Below are 19,791 nucleotides of genomic sequence, written 5' to 3'. Positions count from 1 at the left end.
AGCGAGAAGATGTCTCCCGGTATCCCGCTCGGTGTCCTCGACCTGGTCCCGGTCTCCTCCGGCTCCACCGCGCCCGAGGCACTGCGCAACTCCATCCAACTCGCCCGCAGAGCCGAGGAGTTCGGTTACGCCCGCTACTGGTTCGCCGAGCACCACCTCAACCCGGGCGTCGCGGGCACGTCCCCCGCGGTGGTCCTGGCGCTGACGGCTTCCGCGACCTCCACGATCCGGCTCGGCTCCGGCGCCGTACAACTCGGCCACCGCACCGCCCTGTCCACGGTCGAGGAGTTCGGCCTGCTCGACGCGCTCCACCCCGGCCGCTTCGACCTGGGCCTGGGCCGCTCCGGCGGCCGTCCGTCGCCCCCGCTGCCGACGGCGACCCCGATCGTCGACGGCCGGGCCCCCAACGGCCTGCGCATCCCGCCCCGTTTCTCCTTCGAGCGCCTCCTCGGCTCACCCAGAATCGCCCTCCAGCGCAAGCTGCTCCTGCTGCCCGAAGCCAAGTCCCAGGACTACGGCGAGCAGATCGACGACGTCCTCGCCCTGCTGGCCGGCACCTACCGCTCCCCGGAGGGCGTCGAGGCGCACGTCGTACCGGGCGAGGGCGCCGACGTCGAGGTGTGGATCCTGGGCAGCAGCGGTGGCACGAGTGCCGAGGTCGCGGGCCGCAACGGCCTGCGCTTCGCGGCGAATTACCACGTCAGCCCCGCCACCGTCCTTGAGGCGGCGGACGGCTACCGCGCCGCGTTCCAGCCCTCCGACGCCCTCGACAAGCCGTACGTCAGCGTCTCCGCCGACGTCGTCGTCGCCGAGGACGACGCCACGGCCCGTGAACTCGCCACCGGCTACGGCCTGTGGGTGCGCTCCATCCGTACGGCCGAGGGCGCCATCCAGTTCCCCACCCCCGACGAGGCACGCGCCCACGTCTGGACCGACGAGGACCGCGAACTGGTCCAGGACCGCATCGACACCCAGTTCGTCGGCTCGCCCGGCCGGGTCGCCGACCAACTCGAACAGCTCCAGAAGGCCACCGGAGCCGACGAGTTGCTCATCACGACCATCACCCACGACCACGCGGACCGGGTGCGGTCGTACGAGTTGCTCGCACAGGAATGGCGTCGCCGGGGTCACTCCTCCCAGTCGAGCTGATGCTCCGGAGTTCCCACCGACCGCCCGTACGCGACCGCTTCGGCGCGGCCGGCTTCGTCGCCGCGCCGATAGCGGAACACCTGGCCCGCGAAGACGACGACCCGCTCATCGCCGACGCTGAAGTCGGCGTACCAGCCGTTGGACCGCTCCAAGGCGCCGGCGAGCGCCTCCGCGATCGCACCCGCGGCACCGTCGTCGTCGGTCTCCCACTCGATGAACGTCCAGGCGTCGGGCTGCCCGGCCGTCGCACTCGCCGAGTTGTCGACCCGCTCGACCTTCCGGATGCGCAGGCCGTGCGGCGCGAACGCGGCACCCGGGCGCAGGCTTTCACCGAGCACATAACCCGTGATCATGAACCATCTCCTACTCGACTCCGAACGGCTCTCTGCCATGATCGATGCCATGGCCGTCCGGATCGAACCCGCCGATGTCACCGACCTCCACCAGGTCCTGGAGGACCACGCACGCTACTGGGGAGAGCGTGACCTTCGCGCCCTCCATCTCACCGCGCTGGTCCAGGAGTTCGGGTCCACCTGTCTGGTCGCCCGCGCCGACGACGGCATCCGCGGATACCTCTTCGGGTTCGTCACGCCCGACCACACCGGATACGTACACCTGGTGGCGACCCGGGACGACGCGCGAGGCACCGGCCTCGGCCGCAGCCTCTACACGGCCTTCATCGAGGCCGCCGGACGGCAGGGCGCGGTCCGCCTCAAGGCCATCACCTCGGTCACCAACGAGGGCTCGATCGCGTTCCACCGCACCCTCGGTTTCGACGCGCGCACCGTGGAGGACTACGACGGCCCCGGCCGGCCCCGTGTCGTCTTCACCCGTGAGCTGCTGCCCCGCTAGCGCCGCACAGGTCCAGCAGGCGCCGTCCGCTGTCCCCGGAGAACCACTCCGCGTGGCCCACGTAGTACTCGTACGCCAGTCGGGTGTTCTCCGCCGACCGCGTCACACCGTGGAAGTAGCCCAGCTCGGAGAGCGCGAACTCGGCGTGGACCAGGGGGAGTAGAGCCGGCAGTGCCTTCGACTCGGTGGGGCTGAGCGGGCGTACCGACTGATAGCCGTCCAGCAGCGCGACGGCGTCCGCCTCGCGGACCGGGAAGCCGGGCTGGAGCCACTGGACCGTGTTGCGTTCGATGGCGGTGGCCAGGTCGTGCACGGCTGTCGTGCGGTCGCTCATGCCGAAGTCGAGGACCGTCGCGACCGAACCGTCCTCGTTCCAGAGGAGGTTGGAGGCGTGCCAGTCGTTGTGGGTCCACAGAGGGGTTAGACCAGGGAGGTGCGGCACCAGTTCCTCGTGCAGCGGGAGCAGGGCGCGTCGCGTGTCCTCCCGCCAGGGGAAGTCCGCGAGCCCCTTTGCCAGTTGGGGGCGCTCCTCCACGTAGCGCTCCAGCTCCGCTTCCGGGTCGTCCGAGGCGAACACCGTGAACGACGCGACCAGCGGCTGCGCTTGACGGCGCGGTGCGTCGAAACCCTCCGCCGCCAGGTGCAGGCGGGCCAGCGCCTCGCCGGCTGACCTCGCGTGGGCGGGGGAGCGGAACGGGGACCAGGACAGGGCGTCGCGGTAGAGGTCCGTGCCGGTCCCGGCGGAGTGGACCTCGTACGTCCACTCGCCACGTGTCGCCGCGTCCAGCACCTCGACGACCGGGGCGCCGCGCAGCCGCAGGTGTCGTAGGAAGGCGTGTTCCTCGGCCAGGCCCTCTGTCGTGCGGACGGAGGTGTGGTGGCGTTTCACGAAGAGGCGGCGGTTGGACCGTTCCACGACGGCCGCCGCTGACAGAGGGCGCGGGCTGCGCCAGATCACCCGGGCCGGGCCCACGATGTCCGTGACCTCGGTGTCCGTCAGGGGTGGCCAGTCGGGGTCGACCGGGTCGGTGCCCAGGCCGTGGGCGAGGTGTGAACTCATGCTGTGCGCACCGCCGTTGTGCCGCGCAGGGAGTCCAGGACGCGGCGCTCGGTCGCGGCGAAGTCCGGGTCGGTGAAGTCGTCGGCGCCGCGCGGGCGGGCCAGGGGGACCTCGACGCGGTCGACGATCGTGGCCGGTCGGGGCGACAGGACGTGCACGGTGTCCGCGAGCAGGACCGCCTCGCGGATGTCGTGGGTGACCAGGACCACCGTCCAGCGGTGGCGTTGCCACATGTCGGCCAGCCACAGCTGCATCTCGGTGCGGGTGAGGGAGTCGAGGGCGCCGAACGGCTCGTCGAGCAGGAGAACGGGTCGCTCAAGAACTACCGTACGGAGCAAGGCCGCTCGTTGCCGCATACCGCCGCTGAGTTGGGACGGGTACGCCTTCTGGAAGCCGTCGAGGCCGAAGTCCACGAACAGTGCGTCGGCCCGTCGCCGTGCCTCCTTCTTCCCGACTCCCTGCGCCTCAAGGCCCAGCGCCGTATTCTCGAGCACGGTCCGCCACGGGAAGAGGAGGTCCTTCTGCGGCATGTAGGCCACCTTGCCCGACTCCACTCCGGCCGGTTCGCCCTCCACCAGGACGCGGCCGGTCGTGGGGCGGTCCAGCCCGGAGACCAGGTTGAACAACGTGCTCTTGCCGCTGCCGCTCGGGCCGATGACGGCCGCGAACTCGCCCGGTTCCACGGCGAGTTCGAGATCCCGCAGGACCTCCAACCGCCCGAAGGACTTGCCGACGCCCTCGATACGCAGACTGCTCATGACGACGTGTCCTCCTTCAGCGCCCGCTCCCACGGGAGTACCAGCCGTTGCAGCAGATAGGTCGCCCCGAACAGGGCGATGCTCAGCGCCGCCGTCACCGCGACCGCCGCGAACACCAGGTCCGTGCGGAACGCGCTCTTCTGCGCCTGCATATAGATCCCGAGGCCCGCCTCCGCGCCCGCGTACTCGGCGAACACGGCGCCGACGACGGCGTAGGTGATGCTCACCCGCAGCCCGGCGAAGAAGTACGGCATCGCGCTCGGCACCCGCACCAGCCGGAACGTCCGCCAGCGGCCCGCGCCGAGCGAGCGCAGCAGGCGCATCGCCTCGCGGTCGGTGGCCGCGAAGCCGGCGGCGAGGTTGGCGGCGAGCGGGAAGAACGTCGTCAGGGTCACCACCAGCATTTTCGGCAGCAGTCCGAAGCCGAACCAGATGATCAGCAGCGGTGCGACGGCCACGATCGGGATGGTCTGTGAGGCGACGAGCAGCGGGTACAGGCCCCGGCGGGCCGCCGAGGAGAAGTCGAGGAGGACGGCGACCAGCCAGGCCGCCGCGAACGACAACGCGAAGCCGAGCAGCGTCTCCTGGAGAGTGGGGAGCGTCTGGTCCCACAGGTCCTGGCGGTTCAGCCAGCCCTGCTCCACCACCCGGGCGGGGGAGGGGAGCGTCGTCGGATCGACGCCGGCCGCGGTCACGTAGAGCTGCCAGCCGCCGAGGACCACGGTCAGGACGAGGAGTGGCGGCCACAACGACCGCAGGAGCGGCCTCACTTGGCGTCCGGGAGGTAGGCGTTGGTGAAGAACGTCGACGCCTTCGGGGCGGACGTCAGCTTCTTGCCGTCGGCGTCGACCAGCAGGCCCGCCTTGTACTCGAAATCGGCGAAGGCCTGCCAGCGCTCCGCGCTCTGCGTGCCGATCGAACCGTCCGTGCCCTTGTAGTACTCCTTCGCCAGCAGCGCCTCGCTCTCCTGCACCAGCTTGGTGTTGGTGAGGACGCTCTTGTTCTCCGAGATGAGCAAGTCGGCTGCCTGGTCGGGGTGTTCGGCGGCGTAGCGGTAGCCCTTGTCGACGGCGGCCAGGAACTTCTGCGCGACCTCCGGGTTCTTCTTCAGGAACTGGTCCGAGGACGCGACGAGGGTCGAGTAGATCGCCGGGAAGCCGTAGTCGGAGAGCTGGAAGTTCTTCAGCGGTTTGCCGCTCAGCTTCGCCTCCAGCCCCTCCCAGGTCGGCATCGGCATCGCGAAGTCCGCCTGGCCCGCGTAAAGCGCCGCGTACGCCGAGGTGTTGAGGGTGACCTGCTTGAAGTCGCCCTTGCCACCAGCGTTCTGGATCACCTTTTGCAGCAGCGGCTTCTCGTACGGGGCGCCGAAACCGGCGTACGTCTTGCCGTCCAGGTCCTTCGGCGAGGTGATGTCGTCCCGGTCGGCGCGCACCGCGATCGTCACGTCCGTCTTCTGCGTCACCGCGTAGACGGAGGTGATGTCCTGGCCCGCCGCACGCGCGGTGGTGATGCCCTCCTGGTACGAAATGCCGAAGTCCGCCTTGTGGTTGGCGATCAGCGTCTCGGGCGCCGTCGAACCGTAGGGCACGATCTTGACGTTGATCCCGGCGGCCTTGAACCAGCCCTTGGCCTGGGCGACGTAGATGCCGGTGTGGTTGGTGTTGGGCGTCCAGTCCAGGGCGAGGGTGACGGTCGTGGTGCCGTCCTTCGCGGCGGCCGTGGAGTCGGCGGAGCAGCCGGTGACGGCGAGGAGGGCGGTCGCGGCTATGGCGGACAGGGCGGTACGGCGATGCATGTCGGGTCCTTCGCGGGGTGGGAGGGCTGGCGGGTCGGGCCGGTCACGGCCGACACAGCGCGCTGCCCACCCTCATGAAGTCGACGGCGAGACGCCGGGTCAGCGTCCGCGCCTGGCAGGCCAGGGTCCTCATGTGGCCACGTCCAGCAGGCCGTTGGTGAACGACCTCGCCCAGTCGCGGTCGTCCGGGATGGCGCCGTTCTCGGCGAGCCAGTGCGCGTACGGGCCCATCCGGCCCTCGTCGATCACGCCCCAACGGCCGTCCGTGTCCGTCCAGGTGGGCGCGATCAGCGCCAGGGAACGGGCGATCAGCGGGCGCGGGAAGTACGGGATGACCCGCTCCAGCAACTCCAGCGTGGCGTCCGGCTCTTGGGCGGCGGCCGCGTAACCGCGAGCCGTCACGGCGAGGAAGTCCCGTACGAGGGAAGGGTGTTGGGTGAGCAGGTCCTCGTTCGTGCCGAGCAGGTAGCTGTGGTAGCGCGGGGCGCCGATCTCGTCGACCGGCCAGGTCAGCCGCTGCTCCTCGGGCAGATCGCCGCGCAGCGCGTCCCAGGACCAGTAGTTGCCGAAGGTCGCGTCCGCCTCGCCCGCCGCGATGTCGTCCACGGTCAGCTCACGCGCGCCGGCGTCCACACCGATCACGGCGTCCGGGTCACCGCCGTCGGCCGCCACCAGGTGACGCACCATGGCCCGGCCGCGTGGGGTCGGGTTGTAGGCGATACGGCGGCCGGCCAGCTCGCGGGGACGCGTGATCCCGGTCGACGTCGTGGTCTGGATCGCCTCCAGACCCCGGTGATTGATCGCGGACACGGCGACCAGCGGCTGCCCGTGCTCCGCGCGCCGGGCCAGCAGCCGGTTCGGCGGGAAGATCCCGAAGTCCACCTCGCCCCGGGCCAGGTACTCCAGCGTGTCCCCGCGTCCCGGATCCTGGACCACCAGCTCGACATCCAGACCGGCCTCCTCGTACCAGCGGCGGGCGCGGGCGACGTACAGACCGGCCGAATTCGGCCAGGGGTGGAAATAGTCGAGCATGACCCGTATGTGCGGCATGGGGGTACTCCGGGAGGTGCGCAGGCGTGACGGCGCCTGAAGGGAGGAGAAGGAGGAGGGGTGCGCGGAGGAGGTGGATCAGTGCATGCGACAACAACAGGAGCTGCGCGCCGGGGTGTTGACCACCGGGTGCTTGGGCTCGACTGCTGCAGACACGTGAACTCCTACGCGGGCGCTGAGGCGCGAGTGGTGCGGTCGGCGTCCCCATGGGGGCCGGACTCTCGACGAGCCGGTCCCAGACGCCCTCTCAGCCCAACCGGGTAGGGGCTCCCGCGTAGATGGCCGAACGATAACCGCACTACCCGGATTCTGTGCAAGCGCGGTCCGATATCTGGGACGGCCGCGCCCGAGGCGTGAGACGCCCAGCTCACGGGCGTACGATCGGCCGCCATGACCTCCCTGCTGCCCGGCCCTCTGGTCGACGACACCTGGCTCGCCGCGCATCTCGACGACCCTCGGCTGGTCGTCCTCGACGCCACCGCGCTCCTGCCCTCACCCCGCGAGGACGGCGACTACCGCTCCGCGAGCGGGCGCGGGACATGGGCCGAACGGCACCTGCCCGGATCGCGACACGCCGATCTGACCGGCGACCTCTCCGACCACGACGCGCCGTACCACTTCGCCGTGCCGTCCCCCGAGGCCCTCGCCGCCGCACTGGCCCGGCTGGGCGTGGGGGAGGGCAGCGAGGTCGTCTCCTACGACAGCGGGGGCGGCATCTGGGCGGCACGCCTGTGGTGGATGCTGCGCGCGATCGGCGTACCGGCGGCCGTCCTCGACGGTGGCCTGGAGGCATGGGAGGCGGCAGGCCGCCCGCTGGTCTCCGACGACGACACCGACCCGGCGACGGCCGCGCAGGCAGGGCCTGCGGCCGCCGGGTCCGCCGGTCCGTCCGGCGGGTCCATCGAGTCCGTCGATCCGATCGATGCGTCCGCCGCTCCGGCGGGGGCTCCCGGACCGGTTCCAGCCGTCCGGCCCGTGACACCCGTCGTACGTCCGGATCTGTGGGCCGGCATCGAGGACGTGGCCGCTGTCAGCCGCGGCGAGCGCCCCGGCACCCTCGTGTGTGCCCTTCCCACCGGCGGCTACGACGGCTCGTCCCCCACGCGTTACAGCCGCCGCGGCCACATCCCCGCCAGCCGCAGCCTCCCGGGCCGCGGTCTCCTCGACGAGTCCGGACACGTGCTGCCCGCCGGGGAACTCGCGGCGCGGGTCGACGCGGTCCTCGACGGCGACGACTCACCGGTCGTCCTGTACTGCGGTGGCGGCATCTCGGCGGCGGGCGCGGCACTCGCGCTCACCCTGCTCGGCCGTACGGATGTGTCCGTCTACGACGGTTCGCTGGAGGAGTGGTCCAAGGACCCTGCACGGCCTATGGAGTTGGGGTCCTAAGCCCTTTCCCGTTCGACGCTCGCCTGCACCGCTTCGAGAAGCGCGACCAGGTCGGGGGACTGCTCCCATTCCGCGGCCGTGGCCTGCCAGCTGAGACTGTGACCCGAGGCTCCCGGCGGAGCATGGACGATCGTCACGGTCCGCCGCCCCTTCCGGTCCGGGCCGGTGACGCTCAGATGCAGGTTCCTGATGTGGAAGCGGTTGGGGTGACCGCCGAAGATCTCCAGGATCCGGCCGTCGAACGAGTAGAACTGAAAGCCGACCCTAGCCGTGATCTCATCGTGCATGGAGGGACCCTATGCATGGTGATCAGTCGGTGCAAGGCCCCTCACAACCCCACGAGTTGGGCGGTCGAACGCCGAAAATGGCGGCGTGGCCGAGGAAACGTCTCCCTCCCCCGAAGGAGACGTTTCCTCGGCCGCTTCCCCCGGCGCCGGACAGTGGTCCGTCCGTCCGCGTGCGGCTGTACCCATGCTGTTACCAGCACATCACCGCGGTGTCCCCCGACCCCCACGTGGAGTACAGGCGCACACGGACGAAGTAGCGGCGGCCCTTGACGAGCCTGACCTTGAGTGTTGCGTTGTGCGGCGTGCCCCCGTCGTCCTGCCCGGCGAGGAAGCGCGGTTCGCCGTCCCGCTCCTCGAAGACCACGACGACCGTGTCGCTGTCCCCGAAGGCGCCGACGGCGTACTCGCGCGTCTGTGTCGGTTCGACCGCGAAGTCGGCCTGCTCGCCCGGTCCCAGGCGCAAAGGCGCCGACCGGAACGGCACCAGCTCGGTCGGCCGGGGAGGGCCGGCGGGCGGGTACCAGCGCAGGACGAACTCCTTGTCGGAGGGGGAGAGACCGCCGTGCGGGTGCAGACCCGTGCGGTACTCCTCCGGCTCCAGGATCAGCCCCGACGCGAACGGGTACTCCATGACCGACTGCGGGTCCCAGACGGAGCCGTTGACCTCGTCCGGGTCGAGCTTGCGCAGGATGTTGAAGCGGGTCCTGTCCCGGCTCCAGAAGTTCGGCGGGCCCGCCAACTCGGCGTAGACGGCCTCGTCGTCCCAGTGGATACCGGCGAACGGGCTCTGGTGCTCGTGCAGCAGCCCCAGGGCGTGCCCGATCTCGTGCAGGGCCGTCCCGCGCTGTCCGGGCACGGTCAGGTCCCAGCCGAAGTTCATGGTGCGGTCGGACAGACCGACCGTGAGCGCGTCCCGGCCCACCGTCGACCAGGAGCCGTCACCGGGCTGGAACCCGATGCGCAGTTCCGCCTCCGAACGGTCCCCCACCTCGGCGAAGTCGACGCCGATGCCAAGGACCCGCCACTCACGGAAGCACTCGCGTACGACGTCCTGCTGCTCCTTGGCGCCGCCCCAGGGCACCCGCCGCATCTCGCCGGTCCCGGGAACCGGGATGACGGAGGCGTCGGTGACGGCAGCGTTCTCGGAGTTCTCGGAGTCGAAGAAGTAGTAGTGCAGGACAGTGCCGTTGACCCACATGCGGCTTCCGCCGATGAGCGCACTGCGTCGCTCGGCGGTCAGTCCCGGTGCGAACTCCGGGGCCGACTGCTGCGCGAGGGAGCAGTAGCGGGTGGGCATGCGACCAGATTGCCGTTGACCGTTCCCGGGCGCCTGAGTCGAGGGCTACTCAAGTCACCCTGTATCAAGGGTGAGTAGCCGGGCTCATATCTGTGTGATGACTTTCGATCAGGATGCGAAGACCCTGGAACTGCCCTGGCCGTTCACCGGCCGGGCGGACGAACTCGAGCTGATCCGCGGCTCGTTGACGGCGGGGCGGCACGGCATCGTGGTGACCGGTCCGGCCGGCCGGGGCAAGACCCGGCTGGTGACCGAGGCCGTCCGGGGCAGCGACTGCGCGAGGGTCACCGGGACGCCCGAGACCCGCCTGCTCCCCTTCGCCGCGTTCGCGCACCTGCTGCCCGAGAGCGTCTCCCTGCACCGCGCGGTCCAACTCCTGTCCGGGGTCCGCCTGTTGCTGGTCGACGACGCCCATCTGCTCGACGACTCCTCGGCCGCGCTCGTTCACCAGCTCGCCGTGCACGGCCGGACCCGCCTGGTGGTCGTGGTGGCCGACGGCGACCCGGTACCCGGTGCGGTGTCGCGTCTGTGGACGGGCGAACTGCTGCCGCGCCTCGCGCTGGAGCCGCTGCCCCGGGAGGAGACGGCGCAGTTGCTCGCGCTGGGTGCCGGCGGCCCGCTGGAACCCCTCACCGTGAACCGCCTCTACGGCCTCTGCCAAGGTGATCTGCGGCTGCTGCGCGACCTGTTCGGCGCGGTGCGCGAGCGCGGACTGCTGACCCGGGCGACCGACTCCGACGAGTGGGCGTGGCGCGGCCCGGTGCCGGTCACGGCCACCGTCCGCGAACGTACCGCGCAAGTCCTCGCCCACACCGGCCCCGAGGAGCGCGAGAGCCTCGAACGCCTCGCGTTCGCCGAGCCGTTGGCGGCACCGCTGGACGACTTCGACCTCGCCATCCTCGAACGCCTGGAGACCGAGGCCCTGATCCACGTCGACGACCAGGGTGCCGTCCGACTCGCCCACCCCCTGCACGGCCCCGCGCTGCGCGCCGCCGCCGGCCGGCTCCGGGCCCGCCGGCTGGCCCGCACCCCGGACCAGTGCGCCCCGGCCCTCGCGGCCGAACGGTCCGCGCTGACCGACCGCATCGACCGCACCGACGTACGCCCGCTGCCGACGCCCGTGGGGGAGTGGCTGGTGGCGGAGGGCGCACCGGTACCGGCCGGGTACGCCGCCGTCCGCGCACGGTTCGCACGGCTGCGCGGCGAGCTGCGCGAGGCGGCCGCGTGGGCGCGGGAGGGCCTGCGGCAGACCGCGGGCAACCGGGCCTGCGGGGCCGAACTCGCCCTGGCGGCAGCCCAGTCGGGCGACGTACCGGCCACCGACGAGGCCCTCGCCCACCGCCCCGCGTCCGGCGACGCGGGCAGCTGGCTGGCGGCGGCACGCGGCGATGTGGAGGCGGCCCGCGAGATCGTGGACGGCAGATGGAGCGAGGGCGAGGAGAGCCGCGGCGCCACCGTCGAGGACGGCAGGCCCGCCGCGTATGTGCTCTACGACGCCGTACGCCTCGGTGCTCCCGAACGCGTCGCCGGCCGGCTCGCCCGACTGCCCGGCGATGGACCGGCCGTCCTCGCGAGGCACGCGGAGGCGTTGGTCGACGGGGACGGCCCCGCGCTGGACAAGGTGGCGGGGGAGTTGGAACAGCGCGGCTTCCTGCTCTTCGCGGCCGAGGCACACGCCCAGGCCGTTCGCGCGCACCGCGACCCCCGTGCCGCCCGCATGTCCCGCACCCGCGCGGTCGCCCTCGCCCGCCGCTGCCAGGGCGCCCGCACCCCGGCCCTGTCCGGCCTGGTCCTGGGCGAACTCACCGCCCGCCAGCGCCAGATCGTCACCCTCGCCGCCGCGGGCCTCAGCAACCGCCAGATCGCCGACCGCCTCACCCTCTCGGTCCGCACCGTAGGCAACCACCTCTACAGCGCCTACGCCCGCCTCGGCGCGAGCGACCGTGGCGCACTGCCGTGGCTGGTGGAACTGCCGGCGGCGCAGTCGGCGTGAGCGATGGGACGACCAACGGCCTGATCCGCCTGCCCGGGGGTCAGGCCGCCCCGCACGTCCAACTGGGTCTCCTGGCGCCCGTGTTCGGGTCTGCTCAAGCCGCCCCGAACGCCGTGAACGCCCACCCCGTCGCCCGATGCACCGCATCGCCGGGCAACGACGCCCGGGCATCGCGCAGCGCCTCCGCCAAGGACAGGCCGGCGCGCAGGCCCTTGTGCAGGGTGAGCATCAGTGGGACCACCGCCGCGTCGTTGACGGGGGCGCTGCTCGCGATCACGCCCGCCGTGCCCAGGGGGAGCAACGCCGTGACCAGGCCGAGGAGTTCGTCCGCGCCGACCGAGGCGAGGCGGGCGGTGTCGCAGCTGGAGAGGATGATGCGGTACGGGCTGCGGGTGAGCCGTTCGAAGTCGTGGACGATGAGCGGGCCGTCGGCCATGCGGAGGGACGAGAACAGCGGGCTGTCCGCGCGGAACGTGCCGTGGGCCGCGATGTGGGCCAGGGTCGCGCCGTCCAACTCGGCCAGCACCCGGGGGACTTCGGCGTCGTCGTGCTCCAGGACCGTAGGTCTGCCGTAGCGGTCGGCGAGGTCGGCGAGGTCGGGGACCTCGGCGCCGCCGGTCGCGAGACCCGGGCCGCGCACCAGGACGTGCCGGGCACCGGACGGCGGTTCGGTGTCCAGGGCGCGCAGCCAACTGCCCGCCGACGGCGACACGCTGAGCACCCGATCACGCAGCGACGGCAGCAACGCCCAGGGAACGCGGTGGAGTCGGCCCGGTGGGACCACCACCACCGGGCCCGAGCCCAGGTGTTGAGCCGCCTCGCCCAGCAGGAGTTCCTCCAGGCGTCGGCCCGCCGCCTCCACCACCGGGAGTCTGGCCTCCGCTCCGGGGTGCGCCAGGCGTCGTAGACCCGCCTGTACGTGTTCCGCCTCGGCCATCGCCTCTGCGAGCAGGCCTGCCTCGAAGCGGCGTACCCTCCCCTCCCCGCAGAGCAGGGCGTGCACCCGGCCGTCCACGACGGCGAGTTCGACCAGCCGTCCCTCACCCAGGCGCGCCAGCAGGCGAGTCGGGTCGAAGCGGTCGCCCTCACCGGGGGAGTCGCCGCGCATGTGGAGGGTGCGGGAGCGGATCTCCCGTTCCAGGCGCCGCTGTTCGCGTTCCAGGGCCGGTAGCGGGCGGCCCTCCATGCGGGCCTCCTCCGCGCGGGCGGCGATCTCGCGGAACGCCGTCAAGTCGCTGAGCAGGGTCGGGTCGGCGGGGGGTCTGGTGGGCGGCGTCGAGAGCGCGGTCGCCCGCCAGCGTTCGCTCCAGACCAGGAGGCGTCGCGGGCCGCCGGACGCCAGGCTCGCGCGCTGGGCCAGCGCTGCCAGCTCCGCGCCCTGCGCCGTCGCCCGCGCCCTCAACTCCGAGGCGCCCAGGGTCGTACGGTGATCGTCCAGGACGTCGAGACCGCGCCGGCACGCCTCCAGCACCCCGCGACCGGAGCCCGCGGCCTGCGCGCGTAGCGCCTGTGCCGCCCAGCCGGTCATCCGGGCCAGCGGCGGGCCGCCGCGTCTGCTGCGGGCCGCCACCGCCAAGTGCCGTTCCGCGTCCGCCGTCCAGCCCAGGGCGAGCGCGATCCGGCCCGCGAGGAGCGAGGCCTCCGGTGCGGACGGCGAGCCGAACGCGGCCAGCCGGTCGGCCACCGCGGCGGCGTCCGCCACCAGCCGCCCCGACGCCCGCCCGGCCGCCAACCGGGCCTCGATGAGCACCAGTTGGGCATGCGTCTCCCACCAGGTGCGCCGCTGCGCGGCGAACAGCCGTACCGCCACGGCCGCGCGTGCGATCGCCGTGGGCGGATCGTCCGCGAGCCGCGCGGCCCGGGCGGCCACGAGCAGCAACTCCGCCTTGCGGGTGGACTGTCCGCCGATGCCGTCGAGCAGCCCGACCGCCGTGTCCGCGTGCGCCAGCGCCTCCCCGGCCAGGCCCGCGCTCATCAGCACCTCGCAGCGGCGGATGGTGAGCATGAACGTCGGCGTGGCGAGCTTGGCGTACATCTTCTGTGCCTCGTCGAGCAGTTGGAGCGCCACCGGGATGTCGCCCGACCGGAATGCGGCCAGCCCCCGGCTCTCCACCACGTCCGCCTTGTCGTGCTCCTGGCCGGTGGTCTCCCACAGCACCTCGGCCGCCGTGAAGTCGGCGTCGGCCCGGTCCACCGCGCCGAGCGCGAGATGCACGGTCGCGCGCAGGGTGATCGCCCGCGCGATCCAGATCACGTCATCCGCCTGCCGCAGCACGGCAATTGCCCGCCGTACGTCCTCCAGCGCCTCGCGGTGCCGCCCCAGCACCCACCAGACGTACGCCCGCCGGTACAGCACCCGCGCCCGGGTCTGTCCCGTGCCGCGGGCGATGCCCCGCTCGAAGGCCTCCAGGCCCTGCCGGGTGCGGCCCGCGTGCACCAACGCCACACCGAGCGTGCCGAGGACGTCCGCCTCCCGGTCCGCGGAATCCGCGCGGGCCGCCAGGTCGCGGGCGCGCCGCAGATGGTGCAGGGCGAGCCGCAGATCGCCGAAGTCCCGCTGCCACATGCCGATCGCGTGGTGTGCCACGGAGGCGCGGAACGGCGTCGGATCGCCGTCGAGAACCTCCCGCGCGCCGGCCAGCGCCTCGCTCGGAGCCGCGAACACCATCGGCAGCAGTTCGAGAACCGAGTCGCTTCCCGTTGTCACTTATCCCATGCTAGTGGTCCCAGGTGCAGACCACACAGGTTTGGAGCTGTATCAAGCAGCGGCCTGGCGGCTCTGATTGACGACCGCCGCCGCAGTGGGAGGAACACGCCATGGCGCCACAGCGATTCCACGAGCAGTTCGACCAGATCCAGCGCTCGATGCCCGACGTCCCCCTGGCGATGGGGCCGGACGACTCCGCCGAGTTCTTCTACGAGAAGGGCGTCGTGCTCGCCCGCGACGGCGAGGAGGCCCGCGTCGTCGAGGACACCGTACGCGCGCACTTCACCGCGGCCACCGGCCTCAGCGAGGACTCCGTGCGCCGGGCCGGGCCCGAGACCAACCGGTCCGGCATCACCCGCATCCAGGTCGGTGACCCGGGCGTCGGCGACCGGCGCGGCGACCACGCCGTGGCGAACGCGCTGCGCGCCCTGCGTGAGCCGGAGGGCCGCGCCGGACGCCGGCTGATCAGCCGCAACCACGTGGTGTCGATCGCGGTGAACGCCTGTCCCGGCGACGAGCCCGTGCCCGCCCCGCTCACCGAGGGCGCCAACCCGGCGCCCGCGGAAGCCGGTTACGACGCCGACACCGTCGTGGGCGTCCTCGTCATCGACACCGGTCTCATGCACGACTACCGGTCGTACCCGCTGCTCGCGCACGTCCAGGGCGACGCGCAGATCCGGGAGACGGACGACGCGGGAGTGCTCCAACAGTACGTAGGACACGGCACGTTCATCGCCGGGCTCGTCGCGGCCGTCTCGCCCAACACCGAGGTCACCGTCCGCAACACCCTCAACGACGCGGGCGCCATCCTCGAATCGGACTTCGGCGAGGCGCTGTTCGCCGCCGTCGACCAGCACGGCTGGCCCGACGTCATCAGCCTCTCCGCCGGCACCTCGAACGGCCGCACCGACGGACTCCTCGGCGTCGAGGGCTTCATGCAGCAACTGCGAGGCCAGCGCACCCTGTTGGTGGCGGCGGCCGGCAACAACGCGAGCGCCACGCCGTTCTGGCCCGCCGCCTACGCCGACCTGCCCGACTACCAGGACGTCGTCCTCTCGGTCGGCGCGCTGCGCAGCGACGGCGAGTTCGGCGCCTGCTTCAGCAACCACGGCGCCTGGGTCAAGGCCTACGCCCCCGGCGAGCGGCTCATCGGCCCCCTCACCGGCTTCGGCGCACCCACGCCGTACGCCTACCAGCACACCACCTACGACGCCTGCCGGTTCGGCTTCACCTACACCTGCACCTGCCAATCACCCGCCCACAAGGGCGTGTTGAGCCAGGCCGGGGACGCCGAGCCGGGCAGCCCGGACCAGGTGACGTTCGACGGGCTCGCGCACTGGAGCGGGACCTCGTTCGCCGCACCCGTCGCCGCCGGCATGGTCGCCGCCTTCATGACGGCCAACAAGGAGACCGACGCGCGCGCCGCCCGCACCCAACTCCTCACGGGGAACACCGAGTACGCCGAAGTGCGCGGGGCGCACGTACCGGCGCTGCGCCCGCCCACCTGGCGCCCGGTCCCCGTCGTACCGCTCTCCCCTCCGGCATGAGGGCCGGAACCATCCCCTCCACGGCGTACGATGACATGCCGTACACGAGGGGTGGCACCGTGGAACGTGCAGAAGTCGGCGCGCTCGTCCAGTCCGCCGTCGACGGCGACGCGGCGGCCTGGAAGGCGCTCGTGGAGGGGTTGAGCCCACTGGTCTGGTCAGTGGTGCGCGCCCACCGGCTCTCCGACGCCGACGGCCACGAGGTGTACCAGACCGTGTGGTTCCGCTTCGCCCAGCACCTGCGGCGCATCCGCGAACCCGAGAAGGCCGGCTCCTGGCTGGCGAGCACCGCGCGCAACGAGTGCCTGAAGGTGATCAAGAGCCTACGGCGGCTCATGCCCACGGACGATCCCCAACTCCTCGACCGCATCAGCGAGGAGCGCACCCCCGAACAGTCGCTGATCGACTCCGAGGAGGCGGCCTCCGACGCCCAGCGCATCCGGCGGCTGTGGCAGGAGTTCGAGGAACTGGGCGACCGGTGCAGGCAGTTGCTGCGGGTGCTGATGGCCTCGCCGCCGCCCAGCTACCTGGAGGTGTCCGCCGGTCTGGGGATCGCCGTCGGCAGCATCGGCCCGATGCGCCAGCGCTGCCTGCGCCGGCTGCGGGCCCGACTCGACGCCCGGGGGGCGGTGTGAACGGCATGCACGACGACGGTCTCGACGCGCTCGGCGCCTTCGGCCAGGACCCTTTCGACGACGAGGAGTTCGCCGAGCTGGAGGGCGAACAGGACGACGGCGCCGGGGAGTTCGAGGACGGACTCCTGGAGGAGGAGCTGCGGCAGGCCGCCGCCATCCTGGACCCGGTCCCCGCCGAGCTGCGCCAAATCGCCATGGACGCCTACGCGTTGTACGACATGGACGCCCGGCTCGCGGAGCTGACCTTCGACTCCCTGGTCGACGCGATCCCGATCAGAGGGGCCACGGACGTGCCCCGCATGCTGACCTTCACCGCGGGTGAGCTCAGCATCGACGTGGAGGTGACGAGCGAGGGTCTGATGGGTCAGGTGATGCCACCCCAGCCGGCCGGCATCGAGGTCCTGAACGGCCCCCAGGCCCTGCGCCCCACCACCCTCACGGCCGACGCCATGGGCCGCTTCACCAGCGACGCACCCCCGAGCGGCCCCTTCGCGCTACGGCTGCGGGCCGGCGGGGAGGTCGTCGTCACGGAGTGGCTGCGGGCGTGAACGCCGGTGCGCGAGGCGGGTGTTGAGCAAGGCCAGGGCACCCGTCCTCGCGTGCGGCGATCCACGTGCTGCGGCCTACCAGGTCACCGGCAGCGTCTGCGGCCCCCGGATCATGGTCTTCCGGCGCCAGACGATCTCCTCGGCGGGGACGGCGAGTCGGAGTCCCGGGAGGCGGTCCAGCAGGGTGTCGACGAGGAGTTCGGTCTGGAGGCGGGCCAGCACGGCGCCGGTGCAGTAGTGCGAGCCGTTGCCGAGGGCCAGGTGGGGGTTGGGATCGCGGTCGACGTCGATGCGGTCCGGGTCGGGGAAGACGGCCGGGTCGCGGTTGGCGGCGAGGTAGGAGACGTAGACCGGGTCGCCCGCGCTGATGCGCAGGCCGTGCAACTCGACGTCCTCCAGGGCGATCCGGGCCAGGCCGACCGAGGAGCGGTGAGGGATGTAGCGCAGGAGTTCGTCCAACGCGGCGTCCCTGCACTCGGGTTGGGCACGCAGGCGCTCCAGCAGGTCGGGGCGGGTGAGCATCAGGTACAGCATCTGACCGCAGTTGTGGGTGACCGCCTCGCCGCCGATCTGCAGCGGGCCCGCCACACCGGATGCCTCCGCCTCGCTGATCTCGCCCCGGGCCACGGCGCCGCCCAGCAGCGAGTACACATCGGTGCCGTCGCTCTCGGCGCGGGCGCGGATCGTGTCCGTGATCCACGCGTACAGGCCGGCCTTGGCACGGTCGGCGGCCTCGGCGCCACCGGACATGGAGATGATCTGCCGGGTCCAGGCGTGCACCTGCTCCCGGTCCTCGTCGGGCACGCCCATGACCTCGCTGACGACGGCGAGCGGGAAGGGTTCGAGGACCCGCTCCATCAGATCGGCCGGGGGCCCGTCCGCCACGACCCCGTCGACCAGCGCGTCGAGCAGTGACTGCGCCCGGGGCCGCAGCCGCTTCATCGCGCCGACCGTGAACGCGCCCGCGATCGCCTTGCGCAGCCGGTTGTGGTCCGGCTGGTCGGCGAAGGCCAGGGACCCCGGGCGCGGCTTGAAGTGCGGGGCCATCCTGGTCACTTGGCGTGTGGTGACCTCCGCGCGGCCGAACCGCGGATCGTTGGTGATCATCTTCACGTCGTCGTAGCGGGTGGCCAGCCACGCCCAGCCCTCGCCGTGCGGCAGCCGGATCCGGGTCAGCGGGCCCTCGCGCATGAGCTCCGCGAGGACCGGGTCGAAGTCCGTCCCGGTCAGGTCGAACGGGGGCCAGTCCCAGACGGGGGGCGGGGCCTGGCCGGTCAGCGTGGTGGTCTCCTCGGTCATGCGTCCACCCTCGTACGCCCCCGGCCGCCTGTCCTGCGGGAGTGCTCCAGCCGGAGGGCCGGAACGCCGGAGAGCCGGACGCTATGCGGATACGGCGTTCACCAGCGTCGTCAGCGCGGAGGCGAGCCGGGCGACCCCCGGGCCGTCGGGCGGGCCACCGGGCTCCGTCATGTACGTGTCCCGGCGGATCTCCACCATCAGGGCGCCGACCGCCGGCTCCTTGCCGTAGAACTCCAGCGGGACGTAGACACCCCGGAACGGGCTGTCGAGCCCGGTCTCCCCGCACTCCGCGAACGCCTCGCGGGCCGCCGACAGCAGTGCGGGCGGGGTGTGGAGGGTGTCGGTGCCCAGGCAGACGGCCGGGCGGGGGTCGGTGCCGTGGAGTTCGTAGGGGAGCGGGGCGGTGGGATAGGAGTGCAGGTCGACGACGACGGCCCGGCCCGTCACGGCCAGCCGGTCGGCGACGGCCTCCGCCATCGCGCGGGCGTACGGGCGGAAGTAGCGGTCGATCAGCGGCTCGGGGTCGTGGCCGGCGGGCCGTAGGTCGGCGTGGTGGGTGGTGCGGGTGTAGACCGCGCCCATGCCCACCGCGAGCATCTCCTCGCGCTCGTCCGGGAAGCGTTCCGGATCGACGACCAGGCGCGACAGCCGGTTCACGAACCGCCACGGGGTGACCGCACACGCGCGTGCCGCCTCGGCGGCGATCCGCGCGGTGTGGCTGTCGGTGATGTGGTCCAGCTCGCTCTCCAACGCCGGGTCGTCCAGCAGGATGTCCACGCGGACGTCGGCCGGTATCTCCCGTGCGGAGTGCGGGACATGGAGGATCACGGGAGAGTCGGCGGCGCCGGGCAGCAACTCGAAGGACGGCGCGGACGGCGAGGACGGCGCGGTGGGGGACACGGGCGACTCCCGGGGGCGTTGTCAGTGGCGTGGTGCAGGATCAAGGTATCCGCAACGACGATCACGGACCGGGGGAGCACCACCATGCCCGTCAGCAACCAGCAGATCGCAGCGCACGCCTTCCTGCCCGCGCTGTACCGGGACGACTACTACCCCGACCACGTCCTGGATCTCGGCAAGGCCATCCTGCTGCGCCTGTGCGAGCGCATCGAGACCGAACACCCCGCCGACCTGCCCGCGTTGTACGCCCTCACCGAGGTCGCCACCGAGGAGTTCAACGCCCTTCAGGCCGACTTCGAGTCGGCCGACAGCGACATCGAGACCGTGGCGCGCGAGGAGATAGCCGAGGACTTCTGGTTCGTGGCGAACGCGTACGGGTTCGCGGACGCGGACGTGGAGAAGCTGATCGCCGCGCGGGACTGGTGACGGGCGGGGGTGGGGGCGGGGGTTGGTGGGGGATGCCGACCGGGGCTGGCGACTGCGGCGGGTCGTAGTCCTGGCCGGGACGGGCAGCGGGCCGTGGTT

General features: G+C 72.1%; 19 protein-coding genes. 8 read left to right on the top strand and 11 right to left on the bottom strand.

The window, feature by feature from the left end; all coding sequences use genetic code 11:
* The first annotated feature begins 9 nt into the window (after positions 1-9).
* Positions 10-1,149 (top strand): LLM class flavin-dependent oxidoreductase, encoded by a 1,140-nt coding sequence (locus OG714_RS08190; RefSeq protein WP_406119612.1) that lies wholly within the window; start codon positions 10-12, stop codon positions 1,147-1,149.
* On the opposite strand, the gene OG714_RS08185 is transcribed toward OG714_RS08190, so the two are convergent.
* Entirely contained in the window at positions 1,128-1,502 is a 375-nt protein-coding gene (locus OG714_RS08185; RefSeq protein WP_406119611.1) for a hypothetical protein, read from the bottom strand. The two genes, OG714_RS08190 and OG714_RS08185, sit on opposite strands and share 22 nt — an antisense overlap.
* Before the next feature lie 49 nt (positions 1,503-1,551).
* Between OG714_RS08185 and OG714_RS08180 the strand changes: the two genes are divergently transcribed.
* The gene (locus tag OG714_RS08180; RefSeq protein ID WP_406131754.1) at positions 1,552-2,001 is read left to right on the top strand and encodes a GNAT family N-acetyltransferase; all 450 of its coding nucleotides are present in this window, start codon (positions 1,552-1,554) and stop codon (positions 1,999-2,001) included.
* Here the strand turns inward: OG714_RS08180 and OG714_RS08175 are convergent.
* The 5 genes from OG714_RS08175 to OG714_RS08155 all read right to left on the bottom strand — a co-directional run bounded on the left by OG714_RS08175 (position 1,976) and on the right by OG714_RS08155 (position 6,664).
* Positions 1,976-3,061 (bottom strand): phosphotransferase enzyme family protein, encoded by a 1,086-nt coding sequence (locus tag OG714_RS08175; RefSeq protein ID WP_406119610.1) that lies wholly within the window; start codon positions 3,059-3,061, stop codon positions 1,976-1,978. The genes OG714_RS08180 and OG714_RS08175 overlap by 26 nt on opposite strands.
* Positions 3,058-3,819 carry an ABC transporter ATP-binding protein gene (locus OG714_RS08170; protein WP_406119609.1) on the bottom strand — a complete coding sequence of 254 codons (762 nt, stop codon included), beginning with the start codon at positions 3,817-3,819 and terminating at the stop codon, positions 3,058-3,060. Before OG714_RS08170 ends, OG714_RS08175 begins: the two co-directional genes overlap by 4 nt.
* Positions 3,816-4,589, bottom strand: a complete 774-nt coding sequence (locus tag OG714_RS08165; protein ID WP_327399625.1) for an ABC transporter permease — start codon at positions 4,587-4,589, stop codon at positions 3,816-3,818. Before OG714_RS08165 ends, OG714_RS08170 begins: the two co-directional genes overlap by 4 nt.
* Positions 4,586-5,614, bottom strand: coding sequence for an ABC transporter substrate-binding protein (locus tag OG714_RS08160; protein WP_406119608.1), 1,029 nt, complete (start codon positions 5,612-5,614; stop codon positions 4,586-4,588). Before OG714_RS08160 ends, OG714_RS08165 begins: the two co-directional genes overlap by 4 nt.
* 129 nt (positions 5,615-5,743) lie before the next feature.
* A complete protein-coding gene (locus OG714_RS08155; RefSeq protein WP_406119607.1) occupies positions 5,744-6,664 on the bottom strand; it encodes an ABC transporter substrate-binding protein in 921 nt (306 codons plus the stop codon).
* Between the two features lie 390 nt (positions 6,665-7,054).
* Here OG714_RS08155 and OG714_RS08150 point away from each other — a divergent pair, with 390 nt between their 5' ends.
* Complete coding sequence (locus OG714_RS08150) at positions 7,055-8,053, top strand: sulfurtransferase (RefSeq protein WP_406119606.1); 999 nt, start codon at positions 7,055-7,057, stop codon at positions 8,051-8,053.
* On the opposite strand, the gene OG714_RS08145 is transcribed toward OG714_RS08150, so the two are convergent.
* Both OG714_RS08145 and OG714_RS08140 read right to left on the bottom strand, forming a co-directional pair.
* Positions 8,050-8,340, bottom strand: coding sequence for a hypothetical protein (locus OG714_RS08145; RefSeq protein WP_406119605.1), 291 nt, complete (start codon positions 8,338-8,340; stop codon positions 8,050-8,052). The genes OG714_RS08150 and OG714_RS08145 overlap by 4 nt on opposite strands.
* A 190-nt stretch (positions 8,341-8,530) precedes the next feature.
* Positions 8,531-9,637, bottom strand: coding sequence for a M12 family metallopeptidase (locus tag OG714_RS08140; RefSeq protein WP_406119604.1), 1,107 nt, complete (start codon positions 9,635-9,637; stop codon positions 8,531-8,533).
* 97 nt (positions 9,638-9,734) lie between these two features.
* On the opposite strand from OG714_RS08140, the gene OG714_RS08135 reads away from it, so the two are divergent.
* Positions 9,735-11,630: a LuxR C-terminal-related transcriptional regulator gene (locus tag OG714_RS08135; RefSeq protein WP_406119603.1), complete on the top strand. Its 1,896-nt coding sequence runs from the start codon at positions 9,735-9,737 to the stop codon at positions 11,628-11,630.
* Positions 11,631-11,724: 94 nt separating this feature from the next.
* Here the strand turns inward: OG714_RS08135 and OG714_RS08130 are convergent, their stop codons facing one another.
* On the bottom strand, positions 11,725-14,337 hold the full coding sequence (locus tag OG714_RS08130; RefSeq protein ID WP_406119602.1) for a CHAT domain-containing protein: 2,613 nt from the start codon (positions 14,335-14,337) through the stop codon (positions 11,725-11,727).
* Between the two features lie 110 nt (positions 14,338-14,447).
* Between OG714_RS08130 and OG714_RS08125 the strand changes: the two genes are divergently transcribed.
* The 3 genes from OG714_RS08125 to OG714_RS08115 are packed head-to-tail and all read left to right on the top strand — an operon-like array spanning position 14,448 to position 17,067.
* Entirely contained in the window at positions 14,448-15,884 is a 1,437-nt protein-coding gene (locus OG714_RS08125) for a S8/S53 family peptidase (RefSeq protein ID WP_406119601.1), read from the top strand.
* Positions 15,881-16,519 (top strand): RNA polymerase sigma factor, encoded by a 639-nt coding sequence (locus OG714_RS08120; protein ID WP_406119599.1) that lies wholly within the window; start codon positions 15,881-15,883, stop codon positions 16,517-16,519. Before OG714_RS08125 ends, OG714_RS08120 begins: the two co-directional genes overlap by 4 nt.
* A gap of 5 nt (positions 16,520-16,524) precedes the next feature.
* Positions 16,525-17,067, top strand: coding sequence for a hypothetical protein (locus OG714_RS08115; RefSeq protein WP_406119598.1), 543 nt, complete (start codon positions 16,525-16,527; stop codon positions 17,065-17,067).
* A gap of 75 nt (positions 17,068-17,142) precedes the next feature.
* Here the strand turns inward: OG714_RS08115 and OG714_RS08110 are convergent, their stop codons facing one another.
* Together OG714_RS08110 and OG714_RS08105 are read right to left on the bottom strand one after the other, a co-directional pair.
* A complete protein-coding gene (locus tag OG714_RS08110; protein WP_406119596.1) occupies positions 17,143-18,366 on the bottom strand; it encodes a cytochrome P450 in 1,224 nt (407 codons plus the stop codon).
* Between the two features lie 81 nt (positions 18,367-18,447).
* Positions 18,448-19,266: an N-formylglutamate amidohydrolase gene (locus OG714_RS08105; RefSeq protein ID WP_406119595.1), complete on the bottom strand. Its 819-nt coding sequence runs from the start codon at positions 19,264-19,266 to the stop codon at positions 18,448-18,450.
* A gap of 84 nt (positions 19,267-19,350) precedes the next feature.
* Here OG714_RS08105 and OG714_RS08100 point away from each other — a divergent pair, with 84 nt between their 5' ends.
* Positions 19,351-19,692 (top strand): DUF5713 family protein, encoded by a 342-nt coding sequence (locus tag OG714_RS08100; RefSeq protein ID WP_406119594.1) that lies wholly within the window; start codon positions 19,351-19,353, stop codon positions 19,690-19,692.
* Positions 19,693-19,791 lie beyond the last annotated feature (99 nt).

Source organism: Streptomyces sp. NBC_00989 (genome assembly GCF_045162655.1).
Lineage (GTDB): Bacteria > Actinomycetota > Actinomycetes > Streptomycetales > Streptomycetaceae > Streptomyces.
The sequence above is the reverse complement of the archived record's forward strand: the minus strand, read 5'-3'. Positions and strand labels throughout refer to the sequence as shown.

Excerpts from the sequence above, each read along its gene's own strand:
- OG714_RS08125 (WP_406119601.1), top strand. The coding sequence starts at position 14,448 with ATGGCGCCACAGCGATTCCACGAGCAGTTCGACCAGATCCAGCGCTCG.
- OG714_RS08170 (WP_406119609.1), bottom strand. The coding sequence starts at position 3,819 with ATGAGCAGTCTGCGTATCGAGGGCGTCGGCAAGTCCTTCGGGCGGTTG.
- OG714_RS08110 (WP_406119596.1), bottom strand. The coding sequence starts at position 18,366 with ATGACCGAGGAGACCACCACGCTGACCGGCCAGGCCCCGCCCCCCGTC.
- OG714_RS08145 (WP_406119605.1), bottom strand. The coding sequence starts at position 8,340 with ATGCACGATGAGATCACGGCTAGGGTCGGCTTTCAGTTCTACTCGTTC.
- OG714_RS08180 (WP_406131754.1), top strand. The coding sequence starts at position 1,552 with ATGGCCGTCCGGATCGAACCCGCCGATGTCACCGACCTCCACCAGGTC.
- OG714_RS08175 (WP_406119610.1), bottom strand. The coding sequence starts at position 3,061 with ATGAGTTCACACCTCGCCCACGGCCTGGGCACCGACCCGGTCGACCCC.
- OG714_RS08140 (WP_406119604.1), bottom strand. The coding sequence starts at position 9,637 with ATGCCCACCCGCTACTGCTCCCTCGCGCAGCAGTCGGCCCCGGAGTTC.
- OG714_RS08185 (WP_406119611.1), bottom strand. The coding sequence starts at position 1,502 with ATGATCACGGGTTATGTGCTCGGTGAAAGCCTGCGCCCGGGTGCCGCG.
- OG714_RS08135 (WP_406119603.1), top strand. The coding sequence starts at position 9,735 with ATGACTTTCGATCAGGATGCGAAGACCCTGGAACTGCCCTGGCCGTTC.
- OG714_RS08155 (WP_406119607.1), bottom strand. The coding sequence starts at position 6,664 with ATGCCGCACATACGGGTCATGCTCGACTATTTCCACCCCTGGCCGAAT.
- OG714_RS08120 (WP_406119599.1), top strand. The coding sequence starts at position 15,881 with ATGAGGGCCGGAACCATCCCCTCCACGGCGTACGATGACATGCCGTAC.
- OG714_RS08100 (WP_406119594.1), top strand. The coding sequence starts at position 19,351 with ATGCCCGTCAGCAACCAGCAGATCGCAGCGCACGCCTTCCTGCCCGCG.
- OG714_RS08115 (WP_406119598.1), top strand. The coding sequence starts at position 16,525 with ATGCACGACGACGGTCTCGACGCGCTCGGCGCCTTCGGCCAGGACCCT.
- OG714_RS08190 (WP_406119612.1), top strand. The coding sequence starts at position 10 with ATGTCTCCCGGTATCCCGCTCGGTGTCCTCGACCTGGTCCCGGTCTCC.
- OG714_RS08150 (WP_406119606.1), top strand. The coding sequence starts at position 7,055 with ATGACCTCCCTGCTGCCCGGCCCTCTGGTCGACGACACCTGGCTCGCC.
- OG714_RS08160 (WP_406119608.1), bottom strand. The coding sequence starts at position 5,614 with ATGCATCGCCGTACCGCCCTGTCCGCCATAGCCGCGACCGCCCTCCTC.